Source organism: Maribacter confluentis, assembly GCF_030505015.1.
In the GTDB taxonomy this organism is placed as follows: domain Bacteria; phylum Bacteroidota; class Bacteroidia; order Flavobacteriales; family Flavobacteriaceae; genus Maribacter; species Maribacter sedimenticola.
The window spans coordinates 882,555-908,514 of sequence record NZ_JAUKUC010000001.1; the positions used below are offsets into that span (position 1 = coordinate 882,555).

Below are 25,960 nucleotides of genomic sequence, written 5' to 3' on the forward strand. Positions count from 1 at the left end.
TCTAATACTATCCATAGGAACAGTTTTACCATAGAACACGCATAGTTCAAAGGCCTATAAAATTGCACCTTAAGTTTCAACTATTTCACCACGTCATATAACTTTTTGTAATTTGGCATCAAATTAAAATTCATGAGTGCCTCCCACATATTATTATTGATTTCAGGTTATTTTGTTCTGCTACTGGCTATATCTTACTTTACCGGAAAGAACGACTCCAATGAGGATTTTTTCAAGGCGGGAAAACAATCGCCCTGGTACCTGGTAGCATTTGGTATGGTAGGCGCTTCTTTGTCCGGTGTTACCTTTATATCCGTACCAGGCTGGGTAGATGCCTCTCAATTTAGCTATATGCAGGTTGTTCTAGGTTATTTCCTTGGCTATCTAGTAACCGCTTTTGTCCTATTGCCTATTTATTATAAACAGAACGTAACCTCCATTTACCAATATTTAGACGATCGGTTTGGCTTTGTTAGCTACAAGGTGGGTGCCGTTTCATTCTTTATATCACGGGTATTGGGAGCGGCCTTTAGATTATTTTTAGTGGCTATAGTGTTACAGCAATTTGTATTCGATGCATGGAACGTTCCGTTTGAAATTACGGTAACCCTTTCCATTTTATTAATTTGGGTTTATACCTTTAGGGGCGGAATTAAAACCATCGTTTGGACAGATACCTTACAAACCCTGTTCATGCTCGTATCCGTAATACTTTCAATTTACTTTATTCTGGAAATGCTTGATTGGACATTTGTTGAGTTCCTGGGCTCTACAGAATTGGAACATTATAGCAAAACATTTTTTACCAATGATTTCTTTTCCAAGAATCATTTATTAAAATCTTTTTTAGGCGGTATGTTCATTACCATTTGTATGACAGGACTAGATCAAGATATGATGCAAAAAAATCTTACCTGTAGAAATCTGGGCGAAGCTCAAAAAAACATGGTCAGTTTTAGCGTTGTTCTTGTCATAGTAACCTTTATTTTTTTGTTACTTGGTGCATTATTGTTCATTTATGCCGACGTACACCAAATAGCACTTCCGTTAATGGATGGCTCCCCAAAATCAGATTTATTGTTTCCAGAGATAGCCCTTAACAGCGGCTTGGGACTAACCGTAGCTGTAACCTTTATGTTGGGACTTATTGCTGCGGCCTATAGCAGTGCGGATAGTGCACTCACCTCATTGACCACCTCTTTTTGCGTAGATTTTCTTAATACCGAAAAAAAATCGCAACAGGTAGCTAAAAAAATTCGCCGTAAAACCCATATTGGCATGAGTCTACTTTTAATACTGGTCGTAATTTCCTTTAAATATATCTTAGACAGAAATGTGATAGACGGTCTACTTACGGTTGCTTCTTACACCTATGGCCCGCTGCTGGGCTTGTTTTCGTTTGGTATTTTCACTAAATATAAAGTATACGATAAATACGTTTGGGTAGTAGCTTTAGTCTGCGTTGTAAGCATCCTTACCTTGGCCAAGATTCCGAGCGAGTTTTTAGGAGGTTATGAATTTGGATATGAACTTCTTCCCTTAAATGGTCTCCTAACTTTTATTGGCTTATGGATCATTCGTAAAAAACCGGTTACAGAAGCAAATATTAAAGATATCGCCTAAGAAAAATATATTAGTATTGCCCGGTACCCAATAACACTAAGGTGCACGCAATATCCACCTCTATACCATTCTTTTTCAATAGGTTATAAAATACAGGATTTTCCGTTCCAGGGTTAAAAATAACCCTTTTGGGATTCAAGGAAATTATGCTTTGGTAATATTCTTCTTGTCTTTTAGGATTTAGATAGAGCGTAATTGTATGAATATCATTAATTTTGTCCAAATTAGTATAGATTTCGACTCCAGAAACATTTCCTGCTCTTAATCCAAAAGCACATGTTTCTACCCCAGCAGCTACTAGTCTATTGATTGCAATGTTACTGTAACGGTTTGGTTTTAAGGATGCTCCAAAAACTAGGGTCTTTTTCATATTAATTTAAAGATGTTAAAGTTTGCTTGAATTGTAACTAATTGCGCAATATTTCGTCTATTAGTAAAGTTAGATACTATCTAACTCCATTTAAAATATTGTTGGTAACGCTATATGTTTATAGTTAATGGTTAGTGTTTAGTATAGCCTATCAGCATTTGAAGCCCGGCTTCCAAACTATTTTGGTTGTCGGGTTTCTTTTTGCACCCTTACCTAATGCCGGTAAATTTTTAAATATTTTAAATTGTAATATTCGCCCATATAAGTAACAAACCACATTTTATAGCGTCTATTATAATGTATAGGGGTTATTCAATAAAGAAGATTGGTTGGTTTTTTTCGTATTGGATACCACTATATAATAGCACCCGTAGAAATTTTACGGGTGCTTTATTTTACCATTTTATGATAACACTGCCCCATGTGAAACCGCTTCCAAAAGCGGCCAAAACGACCAAATCGCCAGGTTTTACCTTACCGGCCTCCCACGCCTCTGTTAACGCAATAGGTATAGAAGCTGCAGTGGTATTCCCATAATTCATAATGTTATTGAACACCTGATCATCGCTTAATTGAAATTTCTTTTGGATGAATTGAGATATTCTCAAATTGGCCTGATGCGGCACTAATAGATCAATATCCGTAGATTGTAAATTATTTTTTTGCAACCCTTCAATAATTACTTCGCTAAAACGGACCACGGCATTTTTAAATACGAATTGACCGTTCATATAAGGATAGTAAGATTCATCTTTTTCATCATTGTCCTCTATAATATCCGTCACCCATCTTTTACCCATTCCAGGGGCTATTAAAGATAGTTCCTCAGCATGTTGCCCTTCTGAATGCAGATGTGTAGATAGAATTCCTTTGGTATTGTCCTCTTCCCTACTTAATATTGCGGCCCCGGCACCATCGCCAAAAATTACGGATACCGCCCTACCCCTTGTAGTCATATCCAAACCATGGGAATGAAGCTCAGAACCAATTACCAAAATATTTTTATACATACCCGTCTTTATATACTGGTCCGCTACAGAAATTGCATATACGAATCCAGAACATTGATTACGGACATCCAAGGCACCAACGGTTTTAATCCCTAAATCTCGTTGTACCAGAACACCGGGACCGGGAAAGTAATAATCCGGACTTAAGGTGGCAAATACTATAAAATCTATATCATCCTTATCTATACCCGCTCTTTCAATTGCAATCTTAGCAGCCTTAACACCCATGCTCGTAGTGGTATCTCCATCACCCTTGACCACATGTCTTCGTTCCTTGATTCCTGTGCGCTCCTGTATCCAAGCATCATTTGTATCCATGACTTTGGACAAGTCATCGTTAGTCACTACGTTTTCGGGCACATAATGACCAAGGCCAATTATTTTTGAGTTGTACATAGTAATATTTTTAGCCTGATAGTTCAGGTATCATTAATGTTGCAATATAAACAACTATTAAGAATTCACCTTAAAATTGCAACAATCCCTACGAATAATAAAATTTGCCCGGTCCTTAATTAAGATATTTCTTATAATCATTGATCTTTACATGTGCTTTTAAATCATGTAGTAAATTGTAAAGACCAAAGAACGTCCGGTTCATATATAAAAAATGTTTAGAGCCTCTATTTCCGTTCATTTTCCTAATTTGTTTATCAGAAGAGAACTGTTCTCCCAAATCTGCAATTTTAGACCAAAATGCTTCATTTCCAAAATCAAATTCATCCGCATGAAAAGGACTGGTAAACAGACTTAACAGTTGATGAAAAATAGATGAAAAGAACGTAATTTCCTTATCTGTATCATTGGGCAATAAAATTTCCAACTCATACAATTTTTCAGTAAATACACGCTGATCGGAGATGTTCTCCGGCTTAGCCAATTCAAAATAAGGTTTATAAAATGAATCAGGCACTTCTTTAATGCAACCAAAATCTATGGCAATTAGCTCATTCTTTTTATTGACCAAAAAATTACCAGGATGGGGATCGGCATGGACCTTGCGAAGACCATGAATCTGATACATATAAAAATTCCACAAGGCCTGACCCAATTGATTTCCTATTTCTTGGGTGAAATCTGTTTTTGTAAACTCGCTTAAATGCTTACCCGTCATCCAATCCATAGTAATTATGCGGGAACTTGAAAGCTCTGGATAATAAGTAGGAAATTTAATGTTCGGGATTTGTTTACAGGCATGGGTAATTTCTTGACTTTGGGAAACCTCCAATACATAATCCGTTTCTTCTACCAATTTATTCTCCACCTCTTTAAAATACTTATCAGAATCCTTTCCTTGTAGGTTGAACATACGGCTTGCAATTGGCTTTACAATTGCCAGATCGCTACTAATACTTTGAGCTACACCAGGGTATTGAATTTTTACGGCCAATTGCTTGCCATTTTTGGTTGCCTTGTGTACCTGACCTATACTAGCTGCATTAACAGAATCCTTATTAAACGTATCAAAAATCTCTTCTGGATATTTATCCAAATACTTTTTAAAGGTTTTTCTTACCAATGGTGCGGACAAGGGAGGTACCGAAAACTGCGACAGGGAAAATTTTTCCACATATGCATTGGGCAATAAGTTTTTCTCCATGCTTAGCATCTGGGCCACCTTTAACGCACTACCTTTTAAAGACTTAAGTCCATCATAGATGTCCGTAGCATTATCCTCATCCAATTCATCTCTTGTAGTATTGGGGTCAATTATTTTTTTACCAAGGTACTTGGCATAATTACCACCGATTTTCGCACCGGTACGCACCAATTTACTGGCGCGCTCTATTTTCCCTGTAGGTATCTTATCTAATGTTTTCAATCGGTATAAATTAAATTAGGCAAATGTCTCCCTGTATAGAAATTTTCCAAAATCAAGAATATTATCCAATGGAGTGTTATCAAATACATCGAAAATAGTGTTTACCGATTTTTCAATGGCTACATCCGTTTTCTCAAAACCGGGTGAATCATCTGTTCTCCAAAAATTCATTAGAAATAAAACCTGCAGCCATGCTCCTTCAGAAAATAATTGGGGATTGTGCTTTGTTAGCTTAGAACTTTTGCTCACATTTCCTTTATTGATCAAGTCCTTAGCAAAATCCTTCACCTTTTTTCTTAACTCCTTTACCTGCATCATATTTTTGAGCGGACTGGGAGCATTATCCATAACGAACAATACATAACTACGATTTAGGGTCAAAACTTCAAAAAACGTGAATAAAAAAGTGAGCATTTTATCCCTATTTGCAAATTCCCCATATTCCTTGTTCTTATGAATTACCTTTATCGTGTTATCAAAAAATGTGGTCCATATACTTTTTTGCAAAGCGCCGATTGACCCAAAATACAAATAGAAATCACTTTCAACAATTGCATTATCCTTACAAAACTTATATACCGATTTGGGTACCTTCTCATGCTCCAGCACATAATCCATATATAATGACATAATAGACTCCTTAGATGTTTTTTTTGTTTTGACTGCCATATAGATAGTTTTTTCACAATTTCAAATAATATAGGTTTTGTTCATTGATTACTTGTTTTTGTTTAGCAAAAACGTGTTACCCAAGAAGATAACACGTTTTCAAAACAACCAAACCAATAAATAATCAACTTGTGATTATAGCATAAAATTCTTTTTCATAGCAATAGTTATAATCACGTTACAAATATACATTATGTTTAAGTTATTATTACAATAATTAAACAAAATAATATGTTAAACTTTTAAACCACCCATAACTGTCAGTTTGTCACAATAAGTGAGTATGGTATTTTTTTTGACCTATGCACCCTGAACATTTATAAATCAATATTACTATTACTTAATAGCGAAAAAATATTAGAGATATGGCAACAGGTAAAATTAATGTGTCCGTAGACAACATTTTTCCATTGATCAAGAAATTCTTGTACAGTGATCACGAAATCTTTTTAAGGGAATTAATTTCCAATGCAACGGACGCCACCCTAAAATTAAAACATTTGACCACCATTGGCGAGGCCAAAGTGGAATATGGAAATCCTATTATTGAGGTAAAGGCCGATAAGGAAGGTAAAAAACTTCATATCATTGACCAAGGTCTTGGAATGACGGAGGAAGAAGTTAAAAAGTACATCAATGAAGTGGCTTTTTCCGGTGCAGAGGAGTTTTTGAACAAATATGAGGACTCTGCCAAGGATTCTGGTATTATTGGTCATTTTGGCCTTGGATTTTATTCTGCCTTTATGGTGGCACATAAGGTTGAAATTATTACCAAGAGCTATAAAGATGAACCCGCTGTGCATTGGTCATGTGACGGTTCTCCTGAATTTATTATGGAAGAAGCCAAAAAAGAAGAGCGTGGTACTGAAATTATTCTGCATATAGCCGATGATTCCACAGAATTTTTAGAAGACACCAGAATAAAGGGGCTATTGAACAAATACAACAAGTTTATGCCGGTACCTATTAAATTTGGTACCAAGACAGAAACTTTGCCAAAACCAGAAGGCGCTAAAGAAGATGACCCGGCACCAACCAAAGAGGTAGACAATATTATCAACAACCCAAACCCAGCTTGGACAAAGCAGCCCGCCGATTTAAAGACAGAGGACTATAAGAGTTTCTACAGGGAACTTTACCCGATGCAGTTTGAGGAACCTCTTTTCAACATACACTTAAACGTTGATTACCCGTTCAACCTTACCGGTATTCTTTATTTTCCAAAGCTTACGAATGATCTTGCCCAACAGAAAGACAGGATTCAGCTTTACCAGAACCAGGTTTTCGTAACGGATAACGTGGAAGGAATTGTACCCGAATTTTTAACCATGTTACGTGGGGTCATAGATTCTCCTGATATTCCCTTAAATGTTTCACGTTCCTATTTACAGGCAGACGGGGCTGTTAAAAAAATATCTTCTTATATCACTAGAAAAGTAGCCGATAAATTGAATTCTCTGTTCAAAAATAATCGTGAGGAGTTTGAGGCAAAATGGAACGATATAAAAATCGTTATTGAATACGGTATGCTTTCCGAAGAAAAATTCTTTGAAAAAGCAGATAAATTCGCCTTATACCCTACTGTTGATGGTACCTATCTAACATTTGAAGAACTACAAGAAAAAATTAAGGATAACCAGACCGATAAAGACAATAAGCTTGTTATCCTTTACACGTCAGACAAAGAAGCACAACATAGTTATATAGAAACAGCGAAGTCCAAAGGCTATGAAGTCCTATTATTGGATTCACCGATCATTGGTCATCTCATGCAAAAATTGGAAGGGTCAAAAGAAAATATTTCGTTTGCCCGTGTTGATGCAGACCACATTGATAAATTGATTCAAAAGGAGGATACGCAAATTTCCAAATTATCGGACGAAGAAAAAGAAACCTTAAAATCGGAATTGGAAAAAGTCATTGGCGAAAAGAGCAGCTATACCGTGCAACTTGAAGCAATGGATAGTGATGCATCTCCTTTTACGATAACAGAGCCGGAATTTATGCGCCGTATGAAAGAAATGCAGCAAACCGGTGGAGGCGGTATGTTCGGTATGGGACAAATGCCAGAAATGTATAACTTAATCGTAAATACGAACAGTGCATTAGTAGGTGAAATTCTTGCTACCAAAACAGCAAAGAAAAAGGAACGTTTAATTAACCAGTCCTTGGATTTGGCCAAATTATCCAAAGGGTTGCTCAAGGGCAAGGACCTAACCGAGTTTATTAAACGAAGTTATGAGATGGTGAAATAATACCCTTAAAACATAAAATATAAAACCGCTTCATAATTGAAGCGGTTTTTTTATTTAAACAATACCAAATCACTAGGCTACCAATAAATTGGCCCTGTTCCCAAGTACTTTTCAGCAATGGGCTGATAGTAATCCAAGACCTCATCCAAATCATAAACTTTTTGACTTTTGGTATACAGATCATATTTATTGAAATCCTTTATAATCTCAAGATATTTTGCGTCTTTCTCATTGACAATTTCCTTATACGCCCCTCCGGAATGCCATGGATAAAAAGAATGATAACGAATCATGACCATTGCCTCCTCAGGTAACGAATTGGTTTTATGATTATTTAGAACTTGGTATAAATATTCATCATGTCCCCAGGCTAAATCTACATTATCAATACCACAACCTGCTTCATAAATACCTGTTGGCGTGTTGTATTTTTCATTTTGCATATCCTCGTTCAACGCATTGAATTCCGGATATACACATGAGTCCGGTAATTTACAGCCTACAATAAAAACGTCACCGACCATGCCCCATTGCTCTGCCTGGCTAGTACCATCCTCATCGCTTCCTTTTAAGAACATTACTTTGCCCAAATCATGAATAAGTCCTGTTAATTGCATCCAATCCGGCCTATTATCTGCGCGTATTGCTTCAGCACTTTGTATCAAATGTTGAATATTAGGTAAATTAATATCCGGATCACTTACGTCTATTAAACTGTTTAAATGACGCATTGCTTCCCAAAGATCCATTGGTGTGTCATATGTCAAATACTTTTTATGCATACGTTTTACATAATCCAAGGTTTGGTTTTTTCTCATTTTACGATAATGTTCCTTTACCGCAGCGGACACATCTGGAGCCTCGTAGTCCCTGAAAATTTTTTCCTCCATGATTAATTTATTTTATTGTTAATTATAATACTAAAATTTTAAACATTTCCCAAAAGAACATACAGAATTACTGTAAACAACACAAGAAATACGCTAAAAGGCTTGGCATATTTCCACGGTTTTAAATCCAGGATTCCAGAATCTTTCATTTCAAATTTTTCCTCTTTAGTGAAAAAATAGGAAACCAAATGCATGATTATGATGTTGAGAACAAATTCTAGTCCCCATATATGAACAAAGTGAAGCTCTACTTCAAAACCAAAATTTAAGATGACATAAAAAAACAAGCCGAATACCAAACCTGCTTTTGCACCTGTTGCCGAAACTTTGGGAAAAAGAAAACCGGCAATGATCACACTGGCAATGGGTATAAAAAATATACCGTTAAGTTCTTGTAACAATTGATATAGTCCTTCTGGTGCATTGGCCACAAAAGGTGCGATCGCAATGGCCCCTATAGCCAAAATAGCGGACGTAAGTTTACCTATGCGCACCAATTTGAGCTCACTTATATTGGTATTGATATACCGCTTAAATATACCTAGACTAAATACGGTGGCGGCACTGTTCAAAGCACTATTGAACGTACTTAAAATTGCCCCCATCATTACGGCAACAAAAAAACCGGTCAACCATAATGGCATTACCTTTTTCACCAATAAAGGATAGATATTGTCCTGATCTTCATAATACGCCCCACCAAAATAATAAAAGGCAATAAGCCCTGGCAATACAATAATCAATGGCACCAAAATTTTTAATAATCCGGTATATAATAATCCCTTTTGGGCTTCCTTTAAATTAACCGCCCCCAATACACGTTGTATAATAGATTGATGCATGGTCCAAAAGTAAAGTTGGTTTACCATTAGCCCCGTAAACAACACTTCAAACGGCAGAATGGCCGTACGTGCACCCTCACCTACGCCTGGCTCGTTACTGATGACGTTAAATTTATCCGGACTATTTTGAAAAACGGTTTCCAACCCACCAAGCATATTACCATCACCAATACTCAATAATGCCAAAATAGGAACCAAAAGTCCTGCAACCAATAGTCCAAATCCGTTTATGGTATCAGTATAAGCTACCATTTTTAAACCTCCAAAAATGGCGTAAATTGCTCCTAATGTCCCTACCGTTACTATGGTGATGACGATTCCCTGTTCCCTACTTACGTTCAACAAAGTTGATATCTCAAATATAGCTTCAATATTCAGCGCCCCGGTATACAATACTATAGGTAGCAAAGTGGCCACAAAGGAAATGATCAATAATAAGGCTACCAATGTTCTGGTAATACCGTCAAACCTTTTTTCCAAATATTCAGGTATAGTAGTAAGGCCCATCCGTAGATATTTAGGTGCAAAATAAAGTGCTCCTACCACTAATGCCAGTGCAGATGTTACTTCCCATGCAATGATTATGGCTCCATTTTTATAGGCAGAACCATTCATACCAACCAAATGCTCCGTAGATATATTGGTCAATAACAATGACCCGGCTATTACAATACCGGTTAAAGACCTACCTCCTAAAAAGTAACCATCTTGAGTATCTAACCTATCTCTACGTAATTTATAGGTTGCGTAAAACGCTACAAAACCGGTAAATAAAATAAATGTTAAAAAAGCCATCGTTGGTAAATATAGAAAAATACTCGTATTGTAGTGTAAAAATTACACCTACCCATTGTTTGTTTTATAAAAAAATATATACTTTACCTGTTATTAACCATAACACTTTTAAAACAATTTATATTAAGCGCTATTTATCAGTTACTTAATAAATATATTCTGAAAATTTATTGTTTATACTGGTATTTTCTTTTTTTAACAAATTGTTAATTAATTGTAAAATTGCCGTAAACTACAGATTGTAAACAGATAGTTTATGTAACTGACCTATATCAATTTCTGTTTAAAACACAGTTTTAATTCCTTATTATTACCTGCTTTTTTAAGCAAAGGACTAACTGCTCCATTAATATTGGCTAATGCTTTTTCAATAAATACTGGTCCTTTTTTTATCTTCACCGCATGAAAGTAGTGTCTACAAATATTGGAACACCCGTAACCTTTGAATGGAACGGTAAAAAAGAACAGACAGGTATTTTTAAATATCCAACAGAAAACGGACTGTTCCTAGGTAAAAACGATGTCCAAAATGATACGGTCATTGACCGGGTACATCATGCCGGTACGAATAAAGCATGTTATTTATTCTCTGCAGAGCAATATGGATTTTGGAAACCAAAATATCCCAATCTTTCATGGAACTGGGGAATGTTCGGTGAAAATCTAACTATATCAGGACTTGATGAGTCAGAAATGCTAGTTGGTAATATCTACAGAATTGGCAAAGCCTTGGTACAAGTTACCCAACCACGGGAGCCTTGCTATAAACTTGGGGTACGCTTTAATGATGTAAAAATCATAAAGGATTTTATTGCACACAACCACCCAGGGACATATGTAAAGGTTATAGAAGAAGGACGTGTGACTATTGGAGATAGCGTTATATTAGAACAAGCCTCTACCAACACCTTATCCGTTCAAAATTTTTATCAGCTACTTTATGATAAAGAGAAAAATAAAGATATGTTAGCTTTGTTCATGAGCAATGATGCGGTACCTCTATATAAAAAAGAGAAATTTAAAAAGTTCCTATCTTAAAACTTAATACCATTTAAATGAAAAAAATTCTAATCATACATGTAATCTTATTGGGGTTAATAACTCAGGCGCAAGAAATCCCAAATGCAGATATAAGAACCAACCCTACTACCCATAATGTTGGCTTCATAACCCTATTGGTCCATTATTATGACGATGGGTTAAAGTTAAATCCATTAAATGCTACATTTCAAGGAGATAGAAGGTATAATGATACTTTGCCCAATTTTTTATCCGATGCCTATAAAAAAGAATTGAAGGATTATTATACCTCCTATTTAAAAATGTCAAAGAAATTTGATGGTAAAAAATTATCGGAGACAGAACTGATGTCCAATGCCATCTTACAATGGGAATGCGAAATTAATCTAGATGAACTGGCTTTTGAAGATTATACCCCTATAGACCAGATGTGGTCCATGAACCTGATGATGGGCCAATTGGCCGGTGGCACCAGTGCCCAACCTTTTAATACTGTAGAAGACTATACCAATTGGCTAAAACGATTGGATGACTATGTAGTTTGGCTAGATACTGCCAAAACCCGTATGCAAAAAGGAATCAAAGCCAAAAATGTGCTTCCTAAATCATTGATAAAAAAAGTATTGCCACAATTACAAAGTATACTCACGAATAACATTGAAACTAACCTGTTTTTTAGCCCAATCCTTAATTTTCCCAATGATTTTTCCTCTGAAGACCGTGAGCGCTTAAAGCGTGCATATACCACAATGATCTCCGATAAAATTATACCGGCCTACAAGGCATTACATGATTTTATGGCTACGGATTATTTGAGCGCAGGGCGCACGACCAGTGGCATACAGGATATACCCAATGGAAAAGCGTACTACGCACATCAAATAAAAAAATATACGACCACTTCCATGAGCGCTGAGGAAATCCATAAAATTGGACTTAGCGAAGTAGCCAGAATAAGTACCGAAATGGAAAAGGTGAAACAACAGGTTGGATTTAAAGGTAACCTTAAGGAATTTTTTGCACATGTTAGGACAAAGAAGGAATTAATGCCCTTTACAGACCCACAACAGGTAATTGACAATTTTAATACAATCCATAAAAAAATAACCCCTAGGGTAAATGAATTGTTCAGTAAACAACCTAATACCCCTTTTGAAGTAAGAAGAACGGAATCATTTAGGGAAGCATCTGCTAGCGCCGAGTATAATCCTGGTTCGTTAGATGGTACCAGACCCGGTATTTTCTACGTACCCATACCAGATGTTACCTCCTACAATATGTATTCTGATGAGGATTTATTTTTGCACGAAGCAATACCCGGCCATCACTTTCAAATTTCCTTGACTCAGGAAAACAACGACCTGCCACAATTTAGAAAAACCTTGTGGTATAGTGCGTATGGTGAAGGTTGGGCCCTATATACGGAATCCTTGGGCAAAGAATTGGGACTATACACTGACCCCTATCAATATTTTGGTATGCTTGGCGCAGAAATGCACAGGGCTGTCAGGCTAGTGGTCGATACCGGTCTACATGCTAAAGGATGGACAAGGGAGCAGGCCATTGCTTATTCTTTGGATAACGAAGCTGAATCAGAAGCCAGCATTACCGCGGAGATCGAACGCTACATGGCCAACCCCGGACAAGCACTATCCTATAAAATTGGACAATTGAAAATTTTAGAACTCCGCGCAAAAGCCGAGAAAATGCTAGGCAAGGATTTTGAAATTAAGGTATTTCATGAAAAAATATTGGAGACCGGTTGTGTTCCTCTGGCAATTTTGGAAAGTAAGATTACAGAATGGATCAATGCGAATATGAAATTTTAATTGGTCAAATCTAAATAACCCGTATATGAACAATCCTTGGCATTTATATGTAATGGCACTTATTTACATACTTGCCGGAATCATGCATTTTGTAAAACCCAAAGTATATTTAAGAATCATGCCTAGATACCTACCCTTTCATAAGGAATTGATACTGTTAAGTGGTGTGGCTGAAATATTGTTAGGTATTGGATTGTTTTTTAAGGAAACAAGAACGCTGGCATCATTTGGTATAATAACTATGCTCTTGGTATTTCTATTGGTACACTTTTACATGCTTTCCAGTGAAAAAGCCTCGGCAGGATTTCCAAAATGGATTTTATGGGCAAGGCTACCCTTGCAAATTCTACTTATCTATTGGGCCTATAGCTACATAATATTCTAAAATAAAAAGGGGACGCTCCCGTCCCCTTTAATGAAATCAACTTAAATCAACTTAATTAACAACAAACTCTTCAGTGTATGTTTTACCAGCAGACTTTACGGTTACTACGTAAACCCCTGGGAAAGCATCTGCAAAATTGAACGCTTTTTCTACGATCAATTCATCTATAACTTCTTGTGAAAATACCGTTCTACCTTCGGCATCATATATTTTAATGGCCATCTTAGACTTATCCAAGTTTAGATAGTTCATAAGTATCATATTGTTGGTCTTTCTGAAGAACGGCTTAATATCTTCATCCGCGTCAACAATTTTTACATTATTCTTATCAAGAACTATGGTATAGGAATAGTTTTTAAGATTGTCATCTGCAGAAAGGAAATAAACACCATCTGCCAAATCTTTAAAATTCAATTTTTTACTGAAAAGTCCTTCAGATACTTTTTCTGAATAGATAACATTCAAATCAGAATCCATCAACTTGATCTGCACACCTACTGATGAAGCTTCCATCGTCAATACGACGCTCTTAGCTTTTCCAGCAGTTAAAAGGTTCAATTTTGGCTCTCTTGCCATGCCTGCTACTGTAGCGAACATGAAGGCAACTACTGTGGTAATCTTTAGAATGTTTTTCATAATAAATTATTTTTAAGGGTTACATATAATTTACACTACAAACATACGCTCGTTTTCTAGTGCCCACTACATCATATTTTCCCAATTTATGTGCTATTTTAACCTCTTCACTATAACTTAACACTGCATAAGATAAGATTACATAGAATTAGGTTAATTTTGCAAAGTAGACCCTTATTTAGGTTGATTAATTTTATAGTATTAAACATTTATTATGGTAAAGCAGAAACCTACTTTCGAAGCTATTGAACCAGATTTTGGACATTCCTTTACATACCAAAGGTTTGATGAACATAAACTGAACAAGAACAATGTTTGGCATTACCACCCAGAATTAGAATTGGTATATGTAAACGGTGGATCCGGCAAACGTCAAATTGGTAGCCATGTATCCTATTATACCAATGGCGACCTTATACTAATAGGTAGCAATTTGCCCCATTGCGGCTTTACGGATGCCCTTACGGGAAATACAAGTGAAACGGTGGTACAGATGAAGGTGGATTTTTTAGGTCCCGATTTTTTTAACCTTCCGGAAATGAAAAAGATACAAAGCTTATTTAGTAAGGCGAGCGGTGGTATTGCTTTTTCCGGTAAGACCAAACGAAAGATCGGGGACAAAATGGAGGTCCTGGAATACCAAACCGATTTTCAGCGCCTTTTATCTATCCTTAATATATTGAACGAACTTGGAAATTCTGATGATATGCGTCTTTTGAATGCAGAAGGTTTTTCATTTACTACAGATGTAAAAGACAATGACCGTATAAACATTGTATTCAACCATGTAAAAAATAATTTTAGGGAAGAAATTACACTTGAAGAGATATCTTCTATGGTAAGTATGACCATACCTTCTTTCTGTAGGTATTTCAAGAAAATCACCAATAAGACCTTTATACAGTTCGTAAACGAATATAGACTGGTACATGCATCTAAACTTTTGGCAGAAAAACCAATGAGTATTACCGAGGTATGTTTTGAATGTGGATTCAATAATTTTTCCCATTTTAATAAATCGTTCAAAGCCTTTACAGGACAAAACCCTTCTGAGTATAGAAATGAACTAAAAACGGTCTTGGTTTAATGCAAAGTCTTTTTGACGATAGTATTGAGTTGGATTTACCTGATAGCGATATCTGTTATATACCCCGTTTCCTTGACCGATCAAGAGCCAATTATTTTTTTGATGTTCTTAAAAATAACACCCCATGGCAGCAAGATAATATTACCGTATTTGGAAAGACCTACCCACAGCCAAGGTTGACGGCCTTATATGCTAATAACGATAAACCGTATTCCTATTCCAACATTACCATGCACCCCATGCCCTTTACTAAGGAATTATTGGAAATTAAAGATGGGTTGGAAACATTTGCCAAAGTTGAGTTCACCACATGTTTGTTGAACAGATATAGAACCGGTAGTGATAGTAATGGTTGGCATGCGGATAATGAAAAGGAGCTAGGTGAAAATCCTATAATTGCATCCATTAGTTTAGGTGCGGCACGTTTTTTTCATCTTAAACATAATACACGACCGGACATTAAGCATAAAATAAACCTGCAACATGGTAGCTTGCTCTTGATGAAAGGAAAAACCCAGCATTATTATAAACATCAGATTGCAAAGACCGCCAAAGCGGTTGAGGAACGTATTAACCTGACCTTTAGGATTATTAAATAATCCTTAAAGTTTAAGAACCATGGTAAAAAGTTAAGGTTAGGCCGTATCTTTATAATGCTATGAACAAAGAATTTACAGAAAGAGCCCTGGACCGTATTATAGAAATGGCCTGGGAAGATCGCACACCATTTGAGGCCATTACATTTCAATTTGGAATTACGGAACAGGAAACCATCGCAATTATGCGAAAGGAAATGAAACCCAGTAGTTTTAAAATGTGGCGCAAACGGGTTCAAGGAAGAGCCACTAAACACGCTAAATTAAGAGCCGATGATATGGGCCGGTTTAAATGTTCCAGACAACGGAATATTAGCGGTAACAAAATAACCAAACGATGATTACTTAAAAACATCGTTTAATACCGTTGCCAAACGTACTCCACCTTTTTGTAATTGGGATGTTACGGTAGTCCACCAATCATAACTATATCTATACCCCAACTTTTCACCGGTTTCCACAGAGGCATAAACTTTCGTAGCCAGTTGATGGGACTCCTCTACCCAATCCAAGAGGGTACCGTTCTGCAAATTGTTTAGCCCCTCCTTGCTTAGTTTAGGATATTCCATGGCCAATTCGGTAAAGCTCATACCGTTGTCCTCTATCATATTGGAATCCCAAACACGATGTAAATTGGTACCGTCACCGAACCATTGCAGTTGTATATCATTACCTCCCTTATCCTCAAATCTACCTACGTGCATAGGTTGGTGCAAGTCACCTATAAGGTGTATCAAAAATTTAAGATAAAAGGCCTTATCTTCTTTACCACTGTTTTTATCTTGTATTATTTGTATACAGGTATTGACACCCTGAACAAGGTCCCCGTACTGGCTGGGCTCAATTTGATCATAGGTCTTACCAAAAGGAATATTTACATAATGCCATGCGCTAAATTTGCTGAAGGCCCTATCTGCCTTAATCTCATCGGCAAAATTTGAAACAGCCGCCAAACTCTTTCCATCCAATAATTTTTCAATGGCCCGCTTTGCCTTTCTATTTAGATGCTCCTCCGCAATTTCCCCAACGACCCTGTGCCCCATTTTGGACCATACCATATCATTTGCCCTTGTGTTAGGGTACATCAACATACATAGTACTAAAACAACAATATTTTTCATCACTACAAATTTTGCCAAAAATAGGATTTCAAATTTTAAGGTATTGTTAAAACTTCGGTAAGGTTAAATTTATATTAGAACTTGCATCAATGAAAAAAAAATCGCTTAAAAAACCTCAACGCAAACACAGCTTTTTTAAAATAGTTGGATATACCCTATTAAGCCTCATAGCATTTATTCTCCTTTTTATTGGTAGTGTACAGATTGGGCTATGGGGAAAGTTGCCCTCTAAGGAAGAATTGTCAACCATTCAATATCAAATTGCCTCTGAAGTATTTACGGCAGACAGTGTATTAATAGGCAAGTATTATCTATATGACCGGCAACCCGTTACGTTCAATGAATTCCCCGAACATTTAAGACACGCATTGATTGCCATAGAGGACGAGCGTTTTTATGAACATTCTGGTGTTGACTATAAAAGCCTAATACGGGTAGCGCTCAAAACGGTACTAATGGGGGACAATGCATCCGGAGGCGGTAGTACCATATCACAACAATTGGCAAAAAACCTTTACCCTAGAAAAGAACGCAACCACACCAATTTAGTCGTAGATAAGGTCAAAGAAATGATCATCGCCAAAAGACTTGAAGGTATTTTCAACAAAGATGAAATTCTTACCCATTACCTAAATACCGTATCTTTTGGTGATAATACCTTTGGTATTGAAAGCGCCGCACTAAAATTTTACAATACCAGAACCAAAAATCTAACTGTTCCACAAGCTGCCACCTTGGTGGGGATGTTAAAAGCTACCTACGGCTACAACCCAAGGTTATTTCCCGAAAAAAGCATTAATAGAAGAAATTTAGTTTTAACGGCAATGTATACCAACAACTATCTATCAGAAACGGATAAAACAAAGTTTCTAAAAGAAGATTTGCAGTTAGATTATCGTGAATTTGATTACAATGCTGGTACGGCTCCTTATTTTAGGGAAGAGGTTAGAAAAGAAATGTTGCAATGGATTTCCGATCAAAAAACCAATGGTTTAGACTACAACATTTATACTTCAGGTTTAAAGATTTATACCACCCTTAACTATAAGATGCAACAAATTGCCGAAGATGTTTTGGTTGGTCATATGGGCAAATTACAGGCCGATTTTGAAAAAAGTTACGGCAACCGTGCTCCATGGTTAAAGGATAAGGGACTAATGGAAAAAATTGCAAAACGAACCAATAGCTATAAAAGACTACAAAAGAATGGTTTATCGCATGGACAAATAATAGATAGCCTATCCAATGACCACAGAATACGCACCTTGGGCAGCTGGCAAGGTGACAAGGAGGTTAAAGCGTCTACCATGGACAGTATTAGCCATTACACAAAATTTCTAAATACAGGTTCTTTGGCCGTAGACCCAACTAATGGTGAGGTTTTGGTATGGATTGGCGGTATAAATTTTAAACAGTATAAATTTGACCATATTTCTCAAAGTAAGCGACAGGTTGGCTCCACGTTTAAACCTATTGTCTACACGACAGCCTTGGAACAAGGTATAACACCTTGCACTTATTTTTCTGCGGAAGAAGTCCAATATGACAACTTAAAAGGTTGGTCACCAAGCAATTCAGGAAATAAAGATGAAGCTTATCTTAATTATTCCATGGAAGAAGGACTTAGTAATTCCGTAAACACTGTTGCCGTTAAAGTCTTGGAAAAAGCAGGTATTGGCAATGTCATACACATGGCAAAATCCATGGGTATTTCAGAAAAATTGCCCAATGAAGCATCCATTGCCTTAGGAACAGGGGAAATCAATATTCTAGAACTTGCACAGGCCTATACGAGTTTTGTCAATAATGGCAAATCAACCAAACCATTGTTGATCAAAAGAATTACCAATCAAAAAGATTCCATTTTGGCTGATTTTAATTCTACTATCGAGGAAAAGGCCGCTTTTTCAAAAGAAACGGGACAAACCATGATAGAGATGATGAAATCTACCATAAATTCAGGAACTGCAAGTAGATTGAGAACTACCTACGGACTCAAAAACGATATTGCGGGCAAGACGGGTACAACACAAAACAATAAGGATGCTTGGTTCGTAGCCTTAATGCCAAAATTGGTACATATAACTTGGGTTGGCCTTGACCAGCATGAAATAGGCTTTAGCAATACAGGTATAGGTCAAGGAGCAAATGCCGCACTGCCTTTATTTGGACTTTGGATGCAACAATTGAATAAGCAAAAAGATTTTGACCCTTATACAAAAAGTAAGTTCCCCAAACCTTCACAGGAGGTATTGAACGCATTGGATTGCGACCCGTTTAAAAAAGACGGTTTTTTTAAACGATTGTTTAAGAATCCCAATAAAAAGAAGACCAAAAAATTCAACGGTTAATCCTAAAGACATAAATAACGCTACAGCAACCATTTATTGAAATTAATTTCATATATTTATGATATCATTTTAATATCATTTCCCATGAAAGTAGAAAAAACCCATAAGGCCCAAAATGGTTATGTTATGTTAGCCGTAGTATTTGTATTGTTATTTGGCGGAATTGCGCTTCTTAAAATTTACGTAGGCGTTCTAATGATTGTTGCGGCTTTGATCATGTGTACAGGTTTCGTTTTAGTCAATCCAAATAGTTCAAGGATGCTGTTGTTGTTTGGTAAATATATTGGTACCATAAAGGAGAATGGCCTTTTTTGGGCAAATCCCTTGTTTACCAAAAAAAGAATTTCCTTACGTGCCAGTAATTTTGATAGTGAGCGGTTAAAGGTCAATGATAAGTTGGGAAACCCTATTATGATAAGTACTATACTGGTATGGCGGGTTACCAATACGTATAAGGCGGCTTTTGATGTTGATGATTATCAAAATTTTGTACGTGTACAGACAGATGCCGCGGTACGCAAATTGGCAAGCATGTATCCTTATGATAATTTTGCAGATGAAGGTCTTGATGAGGATATCACCTTAAGATCTAGTGTAAATGAGGTGAGCGAAGCCTTGGAACAAGAAGTCCAAGAAAGACTTTCAATGGCAGGTATAGAAGTTTTAGAAGCAAGGATAGGCTATTTGGCCTATGCACAGGAAATTGCCAATGCCATGCTTAAACGTCAGCAGGCAACTGCAATTGTTGCGGCAAGGCATAAAATTGTAGAAGGTGCGGTAAGCATGGTGGAAATGGCATTGGAAGAGTTGAGTAAAAAAGATTTGGTAGCTTTGGACGATGAACGTAAATCTGCCATGGTAAGCAACCTAATGGTCGTGCTTTGTTCTGACAAGGATGTTGCGCCAATAGTAAACACCGGTACGTTGAACCATTAACATGCACACATTGAAATCAAAAAAAACACATTGAAAATAGTATCAGCATTCTTGTTGTATGAGTAAAAAAAAGCCATTTGCATTACGTATTAATGAAAATATGTTGAAATCCATTGAAAAATGGGCGGCAGATGAATTCCGTAGTACTAATGGCCAGATTGAATGGATGTTGATGAAATGCCTAAAAGAAGCCAAACGGGAGCCCAAGGACAAGAAACCCGATTAAGTTTAGCATTTATTTAACGAAACAAAAACTTAAATTTGGTCTACCATCTAACCACCATTTAAATGACCAGGTATATAAGCACTATTGTGCTATTACTTTTTTTCTTTAAAATTCAGGCTCAAGACATCAATAAATCATTTGTTGTCAAACAAGTCAATACACAAATAGAACCGGATGGTATCCTTGACGAGCCCCAGTGGAACACTGCAGTGCCCGCAACTAATTTTTGGCAATATTTCCCATTAGATTCCATACAGGCCACTAAGCAGACCGAAATTAAAATGCTTTATGACAACGACAACCTTTATGTAGGCATTACCGTTTATACGGCTGGTAACGATTACGCCATACAATCCTTAAAGAGAGATTTTAGGGCCGGCAATAGCGACAATATCACCCTTTTGTTCGATACCTTCAATGACGGCAACAATGCTTTTCTTTTTGGTATTAACCCGTATGGGGTACGTAGAGAGGGGTTGGTTTCCGGTGGCGGACTCAATTTAAACGGATTCACCATTTCATGGGATGTAAAATGGAAAGGAGATTCAGAAATCTATGATGGTTACTATACGTCAGAAATGGTCATACCCCTTACCGCTTTTAAATTTAAGGAAGGTGAGACCAAGTGGAGGTTCAACAGTTATCGGTTTGATACTCAATCCAACGAAAACAGTACTTGGATGAACATTCCCCAAAACCAAAATATCTATGGCCTTACTTTCATGGGCGATATGATTTTTGAAAACCCTCTGGGAAACTATAGAACGCCCCTTGCCTTTATCCCTTATATCAATACCATTGCCCAAGAAGATTTTGAACTTAATGATACCAATACCACCATTAAGGTAGGAGGTGATGTCAAAATCCCTATTGGCAACAGTATGAATCTTGATGTAACCGTAAATCCAGATTTTTCCCAAGTAGAAGTTGATGACCAAGTAACCAACCTGACCCGCTTTGAGGTATCGCTTCCTGAAAAAAGACAATTCTTTATTGATAACAGTGACCTTTTTGGGAGCTTTGGCGGCGGTAGGGATGCCAATCCATTTTTCTCAAGAAGAATAGGGATTGCCAAGGATACGGCGGACAATTCCATAGAAAATAAAATTATAGGCGGAGTTCGCTTAAGCGGTAAAGTAAATAAATCCCTGAGGTTGGGCTTTTTAAACCTACAGACAGAAGAAGACCTGGAGATGAACATTGCCTCTAACAACAACACCATGTTTGCCCTGCAGCAAACGGTGTTTGGCCGCTCCAATATTGGTATGTTCTTTATAAATAGGGAAACGTTAAAAGATTATGATTTTCAGGCCCCGGAAGACCGTTACAACCGTGTAGCGGGTGTAGATTACAATCTTATATCTGACAATAATGTGTGGAACGGCAAATTCTACGTGCATAAATCCTTTGCCCATAATGCCGGATCCAAGGATTTGTCAACTGGAGCGTTTTTACAGTACAATTCCAGAAATTGGAACTTTTTTGAAGACCTAGTCTATTTGGGTAACGATTTTAGATCCGATCTTGGATTTATCCGTAGAACGGATATTTTTAAAAGTGCCACAATGATCGAACGTATATTCTGGCCAGAGAACAGTGCACTGCAAACCCATAGCTTTCAATTTTTTCCCGTAATTACCTGGAGTCCTGACACCAACTTCACCAAAACAGATTATGATCTAATGGGAGCTTGGGAATCCAAGTTTAAAGACCAATCTGAAATAAATATTGGCTATAGCCATTCCTATACCTATCTACTGGATGAATTTGACCCAACCAATACAGACGGCGCCGTAGCACTACCCAGTGAAGTAGGCTATCATTATAATAACGTATCCATAGAATACCAATCTGATGGAAGAAAAAGATTTGGATTTAAGGTTGAACCTTCCTATGGTAGTTTTTTTAACGGCGATAGATTTTCCGTTCAGGGAGAAATGTATCTAAGATTTCAGCCAAAGGTATTTTTGATCATGAAGGCCAATTATGATAAGATTACCCTGCCTGCACCCTATTCCAGTGCAGATATATGGCTTATAAGTCCTAAAATAGATGTAACATTAAGTAAATCTATTTTTTGGTCAACCTTGGTCCAATATAGCAATCAACGTGATAACCTAGGTTTTAACTCTAGGTTACAATGGCGCTTTGCTCCTTTATCAGATTTATTTATCGTATACAATGATAATTATTTTGTCAACGTTTTTGAACCAAAATTCAGGTCGATCAATCTAAAACTTACCTATTGGTTAAATATTTAAAATGAATTATAAAATATTATGTTCTGACCTGGACGGCACCCTATTGTCTACCAAGAGCAATGTTTCCAGCTTTACAATATCCCAAATAAAGCGAATCAAAGATACCACAAGGATTATATTGGTTTCGGCGAGAATGCCAAACGGTATGTATTATATACAAGAGAACCTAGGTATTACGGACCAACCTATTATTTGCTATAATGGCGCTTTAATACGTAATGGAAATCAAGAAATCTTATCCGTTTTTATCCCAGTACACCTACTTCAAAAAATACATGAACTTACTTTTGAGCTCAATGCCGATATGGGATTATATTATAACAATGAATGGTATGTGCCCAACATTTCGGAAAGGGTAGAAAAAGAAATAAAATATACCAAGACTACACCTGTCTTTCAAGAAACAACAACCACATTATCCAATTGGGAGCAAAGACAATTAGGTGCGCATAAAATAATGCTGATGTGTACACCAGAAAGTGCAGATCGGTTAATGCCACAATTGGCCAATACCTTTGGCAATGAACTAAACCTCTACCGGTCTAATGACACCTTAATAGAAATAGCGCCTAAGGCAGTTTCCAAATTGACCGCAATACGTTCACTTTTAAAAAAGGGAGAAGAATTGGATGATGTAATCGCCTTTGGCGACAATTATAACGACATAGAAATGCTGGAACATGTAGGATGCGGTGTGGCCGTAGCTAACGGAAGAGAGGAAGTTAAGGCCATTGCCAACCACATAACCTTAAAAAATACTGAGGACGGTGTAGCCCATTTTATAAAGAATCACCTTGTATTTTAAGTATATTTGAATACAAAACCTACCAACTTAACTATGTACCTACTTTCTACCCACCCAATTATTACCAATGATACCGTAGTTTTTGGTCTACTTGCACTTTGTCTTGGTTTTATCTTTTATTCATCAAGTTTAAAAAATGGATTTTGGGGGAAATTTTATAGCGTAGTACCTGCGGTACTAATGTGCTATTTACTACCGGCTATACTAACAAGTACGGGAATTATCTCAGACGAATTATCCAATTTGTATTTTATGGCCAGTAGATACCTATTGCCAGCGGCCTTGGTATTAATGACCCTGAGCATTGACCTAAAGGCCATATCAAATCTGGGCTCAAAAGCGATCATTATGTTCTTGACCGGTAGTGTAGGAATTATTATTGGTGGGCCACTAGCAATTTTGATCGTTTCCATATTTTCACCGGAAACCGTAGGCGGTAATGATTTTGATGCCATATGGAGAGGCCTATCCACTATAGCCGGTAGCTGGATCGGTGGAGGGGCCAACCAAGCCGCCATGCTAGAAATTTTTCAGTATAATCCTGAAAAATATGGAGGTATGGTCCTAATAGATATTGTGGTAGCCAATGTTTGGATGGCTATCGTACTTTTGGGCGTTGGCAAGACCAAACAAATAGATACCTGGTTGAAAGCGGATACTTCTGCCATTGAGACGTTAAAGATAAAAGTCTCTACGTTTACCGAAAAAATTACTAGAGTACCTACATTGCAAGATTACATGATATTATTATCATTGGCCTTTGCCGCTGTTGGGGCCGCGCATTTTTTTGGCGACTATATCAGTACGTTTTTAAATGGGAACGTAGAAGCTGTAAAAGACCAGAAGAGCTTTTTATCGTTCTTGGGTTCAAGTTTCTTTTGGATGGTAGTTATTGCCACTACCATTGGAATAGCCTTATCCTTTACCAAAGCCAAAAATTACGAAGGAGCCGGCGCAAGCAAGATCGGGGGCATGTTTATTTATATCCTAGTGGCCACAATAGGTATGAAAATGGACCTTGGAAAAGTGCTTGAAAACCCCGGACTAATCGCTATAGGATTTATTTGGATTACCATTCATGCCGGATTAATGATTCTTATGGCAAAACTTATCAGAGCCCCTTATTTCTTTTTGGCAGTCGGTAGTCAGGCAAATGTTGGTGGGGCGGCCTCTGCACCCGTAGTGGCAGCCGAGTTTCACCCATCGCTTACATCAGTTGGGGTACTTTTGGCCGTATTGGGTTATGTAGTAGGCACCGGTGGGGCCTTGCTATGTGCCTATTTAATGGAAATTGCATCTGCATTATAATCCCTATTTTACGAACAAAATACTTTCATGGCTCCCATATCTACTAAAATTTACAGATATTTGCGCCCTAAATTTATCCAATGAAAAATTACATTTATGCTTTAATCGCCCTATTTGCACTCAATTCTTGTGGCGATAACCAAAAGGATACATTAACCGTAACCGGTAATATCAAGGGACTTAAAAAAGGTACCGTTTATTTACAGCATATTCCTGACTCTATCTTGGTTTCCGTAGATTCTATTACTATAAAAGGTGATGGTAAATTTACATTGCAAACAGAACTTAAAAGTCCTGAAATATTCTATTTATACCTGGATAAAAAAGATAACAACGATATTAACGACAGGATAACCCTTTTTGCTGAACCGGGGACCGTTACCGTACAGACAGATTGGAATACTTTTGATACCACAGCCAAAATAACCGGGTCAGAAAGTCATGAAAAATTGGAGGAATACAGAAAAACAATGTCCAATATTAACAAGAAGAATGTTGAAATCATGATGGCTGCCGCAAGGCCGGAAAATGAATTGGCACAAATAAGTATAGATTCCTTACAGAATATTAGCAATAGAAATACCCAAAGGGGATATGCATATTCTATCAATTTTGCATTGAACAATAAAACATCTTTTATTGCACCCTATATTGCGGTGAAGGAAATTCCAGATGCCAATAAAAAATATTTAGATTCTATTTATGGATCATTGTCTGAAGAAGTTGCCAATTCTAAATATGGCAAAGAGCTTGCGCAACTCTTGAACAAATAAAATAATCAAAAATTAAAAAAGCATCCTCTTATAAAAGGATGCTTTTTTTTGGTTCAACTATTTTAATCTTGATCAGGACAATTTGTTCAAGTCCTCTACCAATTTAGAAGCTTTTACTTCCAAATCCTTCCGTACGGATTGAAAATGGGCTTTTTTGTTTTCCACATTTGGCTTGTTCACTTCTGCAATAAGCTCATCAAAAGCATCAATTGCATTGTCAATGATAGCCGCTCCTTCTTTAGAAGTACTATTGCCATTAGCCGCATCGACTATATAAACACCTTCTATAATGTCACCAAGAACATTATTAATATCTTTTTTTAAATTTTTAATACTTGCCATTACTATTT

General features: G+C 36.9%; 24 protein-coding genes. 15 read left to right on the forward strand and 9 right to left on the reverse strand.

What is annotated here, in order from left to right; genetic code table 11:
* Window positions 1–132: 132 nt before the first annotated feature.
* Entirely contained in the window at window positions 133–1,623 is a 1,491-nt protein-coding gene (locus Q2T41_RS03920) for a sodium:solute symporter (RefSeq protein ID WP_304435033.1), read from the forward strand.
* A gap of 10 nt (window positions 1,624–1,633) precedes the next feature.
* Here Q2T41_RS03920 and Q2T41_RS03925 read toward each other — a convergent pair whose 3' ends face one another.
* The 4 genes from Q2T41_RS03925 to Q2T41_RS03940 form a co-directional block, all read right to left on the reverse strand.
* Window positions 1,634–1,993, reverse strand: coding sequence for a CoA-binding protein (locus tag Q2T41_RS03925; RefSeq protein ID WP_089262795.1), 360 nt, complete (start codon window positions 1,991–1,993; stop codon window positions 1,634–1,636).
* Between the two features lie 395 nt (window positions 1,994–2,388).
* Complete coding sequence (locus Q2T41_RS03930; RefSeq protein ID WP_304435034.1) at window positions 2,389–3,399, reverse strand: 3-oxoacyl-ACP synthase III family protein; 1,011 nt, start codon at window positions 3,397–3,399, stop codon at window positions 2,389–2,391.
* A gap of 115 nt (window positions 3,400–3,514) precedes the next feature.
* Entirely contained in the window at window positions 3,515–4,825 is a 1,311-nt protein-coding gene (locus tag Q2T41_RS03935) for an ABC1 kinase family protein (protein WP_304435035.1), read from the reverse strand.
* A gap of 15 nt (window positions 4,826–4,840) precedes the next feature.
* Window positions 4,841–5,494, reverse strand: a complete 654-nt coding sequence (locus Q2T41_RS03940; protein ID WP_304435036.1) for a TetR family transcriptional regulator C-terminal domain-containing protein — start codon at window positions 5,492–5,494, stop codon at window positions 4,841–4,843.
* A gap of 365 nt (window positions 5,495–5,859) precedes the next feature.
* Here Q2T41_RS03940 and htpG point away from each other — a divergent pair, with 365 nt between their 5' ends.
* The gene (htpG, locus tag Q2T41_RS03945) at window positions 5,860–7,749 is read left to right on the forward strand and encodes a molecular chaperone HtpG (RefSeq protein WP_304435037.1); all 1,890 of its coding nucleotides are present in this window, start codon (window positions 5,860–5,862) and stop codon (window positions 7,747–7,749) included.
* Window positions 7,750–7,826: 77 nt separating this feature from the next.
* On the opposite strand, the gene Q2T41_RS03950 is transcribed toward htpG, so the two are convergent.
* Together Q2T41_RS03950 and Q2T41_RS03955 are read right to left on the reverse strand one after the other, a co-directional pair.
* Entirely contained in the window at window positions 7,827–8,639 is an 813-nt protein-coding gene (locus Q2T41_RS03950) for an inositol oxygenase family protein (protein ID WP_089262785.1), read from the reverse strand.
* 38 nt (window positions 8,640–8,677) lie between these two features.
* Complete coding sequence (locus Q2T41_RS03955) at window positions 8,678–10,276, reverse strand: solute:sodium symporter family transporter (RefSeq protein WP_304435038.1); 1,599 nt, start codon at window positions 10,274–10,276, stop codon at window positions 8,678–8,680.
* Window positions 10,277–10,678: 402 nt separating this feature from the next.
* Here Q2T41_RS03955 and Q2T41_RS03960 point away from each other — a divergent pair, with 402 nt between their 5' ends.
* From Q2T41_RS03960 to Q2T41_RS03970, 3 genes are read left to right on the forward strand one after another with little or no spacing between them, the layout of a single operon-like run.
* Entirely contained in the window at window positions 10,679–11,314 is a 636-nt protein-coding gene (locus Q2T41_RS03960) for an MOSC domain-containing protein (protein WP_304435039.1), read from the forward strand.
* A gap of 17 nt (window positions 11,315–11,331) precedes the next feature.
* On the forward strand, window positions 11,332–13,125 hold the full coding sequence (locus Q2T41_RS03965; protein ID WP_304435040.1) for a DUF885 domain-containing protein: 1,794 nt from the start codon (window positions 11,332–11,334) through the stop codon (window positions 13,123–13,125).
* Window positions 13,126–13,150: 25 nt separating this feature from the next.
* Window positions 13,151–13,510, forward strand: coding sequence for a DoxX family protein (locus Q2T41_RS03970; RefSeq protein WP_304435041.1), 360 nt, complete (start codon window positions 13,151–13,153; stop codon window positions 13,508–13,510).
* A gap of 51 nt (window positions 13,511–13,561) precedes the next feature.
* Here Q2T41_RS03970 and Q2T41_RS03975 read toward each other — a convergent pair whose 3' ends face one another.
* Window positions 13,562–14,146, reverse strand: a complete 585-nt coding sequence (locus Q2T41_RS03975) for a T9SS type A sorting domain-containing protein (RefSeq protein WP_304435042.1) — start codon at window positions 14,144–14,146, stop codon at window positions 13,562–13,564.
* 214 nt (window positions 14,147–14,360) lie between these two features.
* Between Q2T41_RS03975 and Q2T41_RS03980 the strand changes: the two genes are divergently transcribed.
* Genes Q2T41_RS03980 through Q2T41_RS03990 form a run of 3 tightly spaced genes read left to right on the forward strand, consistent with a single transcriptional unit; the run spans window position 14,361 to window position 16,170 of the window.
* Entirely contained in the window at window positions 14,361–15,233 is an 873-nt protein-coding gene (locus Q2T41_RS03980; protein ID WP_089262773.1) for an AraC family transcriptional regulator, read from the forward strand.
* Window positions 15,233–15,832 carry an alpha-ketoglutarate-dependent dioxygenase AlkB family protein gene (locus Q2T41_RS03985; RefSeq protein WP_304435043.1) on the forward strand — a complete coding sequence of 200 codons (600 nt, stop codon included), beginning with the start codon at window positions 15,233–15,235 and terminating at the stop codon, window positions 15,830–15,832. The genes Q2T41_RS03980 and Q2T41_RS03985 overlap by 1 nt, the downstream gene beginning before the upstream one ends.
* Before the next feature lie 59 nt (window positions 15,833–15,891).
* Window positions 15,892–16,170 (forward strand): TIGR03643 family protein, encoded by a 279-nt coding sequence (locus tag Q2T41_RS03990; RefSeq protein ID WP_304435044.1) that lies wholly within the window; start codon window positions 15,892–15,894, stop codon window positions 16,168–16,170.
* Here Q2T41_RS03990 and Q2T41_RS03995 read toward each other — a convergent pair whose 3' ends face one another.
* Window positions 16,171–16,950, reverse strand: a complete 780-nt coding sequence (locus Q2T41_RS03995) for a S1/P1 nuclease (RefSeq protein ID WP_304435045.1) — start codon at window positions 16,948–16,950, stop codon at window positions 16,171–16,173. It abuts the gene before it with no gap.
* Between the two features lie 89 nt (window positions 16,951–17,039).
* On the opposite strand from Q2T41_RS03995, the gene Q2T41_RS04000 reads away from it, so the two are divergent.
* The 7 genes from Q2T41_RS04000 to Q2T41_RS04030 all read left to right on the forward strand — a co-directional run bounded on the left by Q2T41_RS04000 (window position 17,040) and on the right by Q2T41_RS04030 (window position 25,610).
* Window positions 17,040–19,301 carry a transglycosylase domain-containing protein gene (locus Q2T41_RS04000; protein ID WP_304435046.1) on the forward strand — a complete coding sequence of 754 codons (2,262 nt, stop codon included), beginning with the start codon at window positions 17,040–17,042 and terminating at the stop codon, window positions 19,299–19,301.
* Window positions 19,302–19,385: 84 nt separating this feature from the next.
* A complete protein-coding gene (locus Q2T41_RS04005; RefSeq protein ID WP_304435047.1) occupies window positions 19,386–20,237 on the forward strand; it encodes an SPFH domain-containing protein in 852 nt (283 codons plus the stop codon).
* Between the two features lie 58 nt (window positions 20,238–20,295).
* A complete protein-coding gene (locus Q2T41_RS04010) occupies window positions 20,296–20,463 on the forward strand; it encodes a type II toxin-antitoxin system antitoxin (RefSeq protein ID WP_089262761.1) in 168 nt (55 codons plus the stop codon).
* A gap of 62 nt (window positions 20,464–20,525) precedes the next feature.
* Window positions 20,526–22,724, forward strand: coding sequence for a DUF5916 domain-containing protein (locus Q2T41_RS04015; protein WP_304435048.1), 2,199 nt, complete (start codon window positions 20,526–20,528; stop codon window positions 22,722–22,724).
* A 1-nt stretch (window position 22,725) separates the two neighbouring features.
* Complete coding sequence (locus Q2T41_RS04020) at window positions 22,726–23,529, forward strand: Cof-type HAD-IIB family hydrolase (RefSeq protein WP_304435049.1); 804 nt, start codon at window positions 22,726–22,728, stop codon at window positions 23,527–23,529.
* 33 nt (window positions 23,530–23,562) lie between these two features.
* Window positions 23,563–24,837, forward strand: a complete 1,275-nt coding sequence (locus tag Q2T41_RS04025; protein WP_304435050.1) for a DUF819 family protein — start codon at window positions 23,563–23,565, stop codon at window positions 24,835–24,837.
* 80 nt (window positions 24,838–24,917) lie between these two features.
* On the forward strand, window positions 24,918–25,610 hold the full coding sequence (locus Q2T41_RS04030; protein ID WP_304435051.1) for a DUF4369 domain-containing protein: 693 nt from the start codon (window positions 24,918–24,920) through the stop codon (window positions 25,608–25,610).
* A gap of 72 nt (window positions 25,611–25,682) precedes the next feature.
* On the opposite strand, the gene Q2T41_RS04035 is transcribed toward Q2T41_RS04030, so the two are convergent.
* On the reverse strand, window positions 25,683–25,952 hold the full coding sequence (locus Q2T41_RS04035; protein WP_089262751.1) for a hypothetical protein: 270 nt from the start codon (window positions 25,950–25,952) through the stop codon (window positions 25,683–25,685).
* Between the last annotated feature and the right edge of the window lie 8 nt (window positions 25,953–25,960).

Bases quoted from the DNA above. Each gene is read 5' to 3' on its own strand.
- Q2T41_RS03960 (WP_304435039.1), top strand. From the start codon at position 10,679: ATGAAAGTAGTGTCTACAAATATTGGAACACCCGTAACCTTTGAATGG.
- Q2T41_RS03940 (WP_304435036.1), bottom strand. From the start codon at position 5,494: ATGGCAGTCAAAACAAAAAAAACATCTAAGGAGTCTATTATGTCATTA.
- Q2T41_RS03975 (WP_304435042.1), bottom strand. From the start codon at position 14,146: ATGAAAAACATTCTAAAGATTACCACAGTAGTTGCCTTCATGTTCGCT.
- Q2T41_RS03990 (WP_304435044.1), top strand. From the start codon at position 15,892: ATGAACAAAGAATTTACAGAAAGAGCCCTGGACCGTATTATAGAAATG.
- Q2T41_RS04010 (WP_089262761.1), top strand. From the start codon at position 20,296: ATGAGTAAAAAAAAGCCATTTGCATTACGTATTAATGAAAATATGTTG.
- Q2T41_RS03970 (WP_304435041.1), top strand. From the start codon at position 13,151: ATGAACAATCCTTGGCATTTATATGTAATGGCACTTATTTACATACTT.
- Q2T41_RS03985 (WP_304435043.1), top strand. From the start codon at position 15,233: ATGCAAAGTCTTTTTGACGATAGTATTGAGTTGGATTTACCTGATAGC.
- Q2T41_RS04030 (WP_304435051.1), top strand. From the start codon at position 24,918: ATGAAAAATTACATTTATGCTTTAATCGCCCTATTTGCACTCAATTCT.
- Q2T41_RS03930 (WP_304435034.1), bottom strand. From the start codon at position 3,399: ATGTACAACTCAAAAATAATTGGCCTTGGTCATTATGTGCCCGAAAAC.
- Q2T41_RS04020 (WP_304435049.1), top strand. From the start codon at position 22,726: ATGAATTATAAAATATTATGTTCTGACCTGGACGGCACCCTATTGTCT.
- Q2T41_RS03965 (WP_304435040.1), top strand. From the start codon at position 11,332: ATGAAAAAAATTCTAATCATACATGTAATCTTATTGGGGTTAATAACT.
- Q2T41_RS04015 (WP_304435048.1), top strand. From the start codon at position 20,526: ATGACCAGGTATATAAGCACTATTGTGCTATTACTTTTTTTCTTTAAA.
- Q2T41_RS03920 (WP_304435033.1), top strand. From the start codon at position 133: ATGAGTGCCTCCCACATATTATTATTGATTTCAGGTTATTTTGTTCTG.
- Q2T41_RS04000 (WP_304435046.1), top strand. From the start codon at position 17,040: ATGAAAAAAAAATCGCTTAAAAAACCTCAACGCAAACACAGCTTTTTT.
- Q2T41_RS03950 (WP_089262785.1), bottom strand. From the start codon at position 8,639: ATGGAGGAAAAAATTTTCAGGGACTACGAGGCTCCAGATGTGTCCGCT.
- Q2T41_RS04035 (WP_089262751.1), bottom strand. From the start codon at position 25,952: ATGGCAAGTATTAAAAATTTAAAAAAAGATATTAATAATGTTCTTGGT.
- Q2T41_RS03955 (WP_304435038.1), bottom strand. From the start codon at position 10,276: ATGGCTTTTTTAACATTTATTTTATTTACCGGTTTTGTAGCGTTTTAC.
- Q2T41_RS03925 (WP_089262795.1), bottom strand. From the start codon at position 1,993: ATGAAAAAGACCCTAGTTTTTGGAGCATCCTTAAAACCAAACCGTTAC.
- Q2T41_RS03995 (WP_304435045.1), bottom strand. From the start codon at position 16,950: ATGAAAAATATTGTTGTTTTAGTACTATGTATGTTGATGTACCCTAAC.
- Q2T41_RS03980 (WP_089262773.1), top strand. From the start codon at position 14,361: ATGGTAAAGCAGAAACCTACTTTCGAAGCTATTGAACCAGATTTTGGA.
- Q2T41_RS04005 (WP_304435047.1), top strand. From the start codon at position 19,386: ATGAAAGTAGAAAAAACCCATAAGGCCCAAAATGGTTATGTTATGTTA.
- Q2T41_RS04025 (WP_304435050.1), top strand. From the start codon at position 23,563: ATGTACCTACTTTCTACCCACCCAATTATTACCAATGATACCGTAGTT.
- htpG (WP_304435037.1), top strand. From the start codon at position 5,860: ATGGCAACAGGTAAAATTAATGTGTCCGTAGACAACATTTTTCCATTG.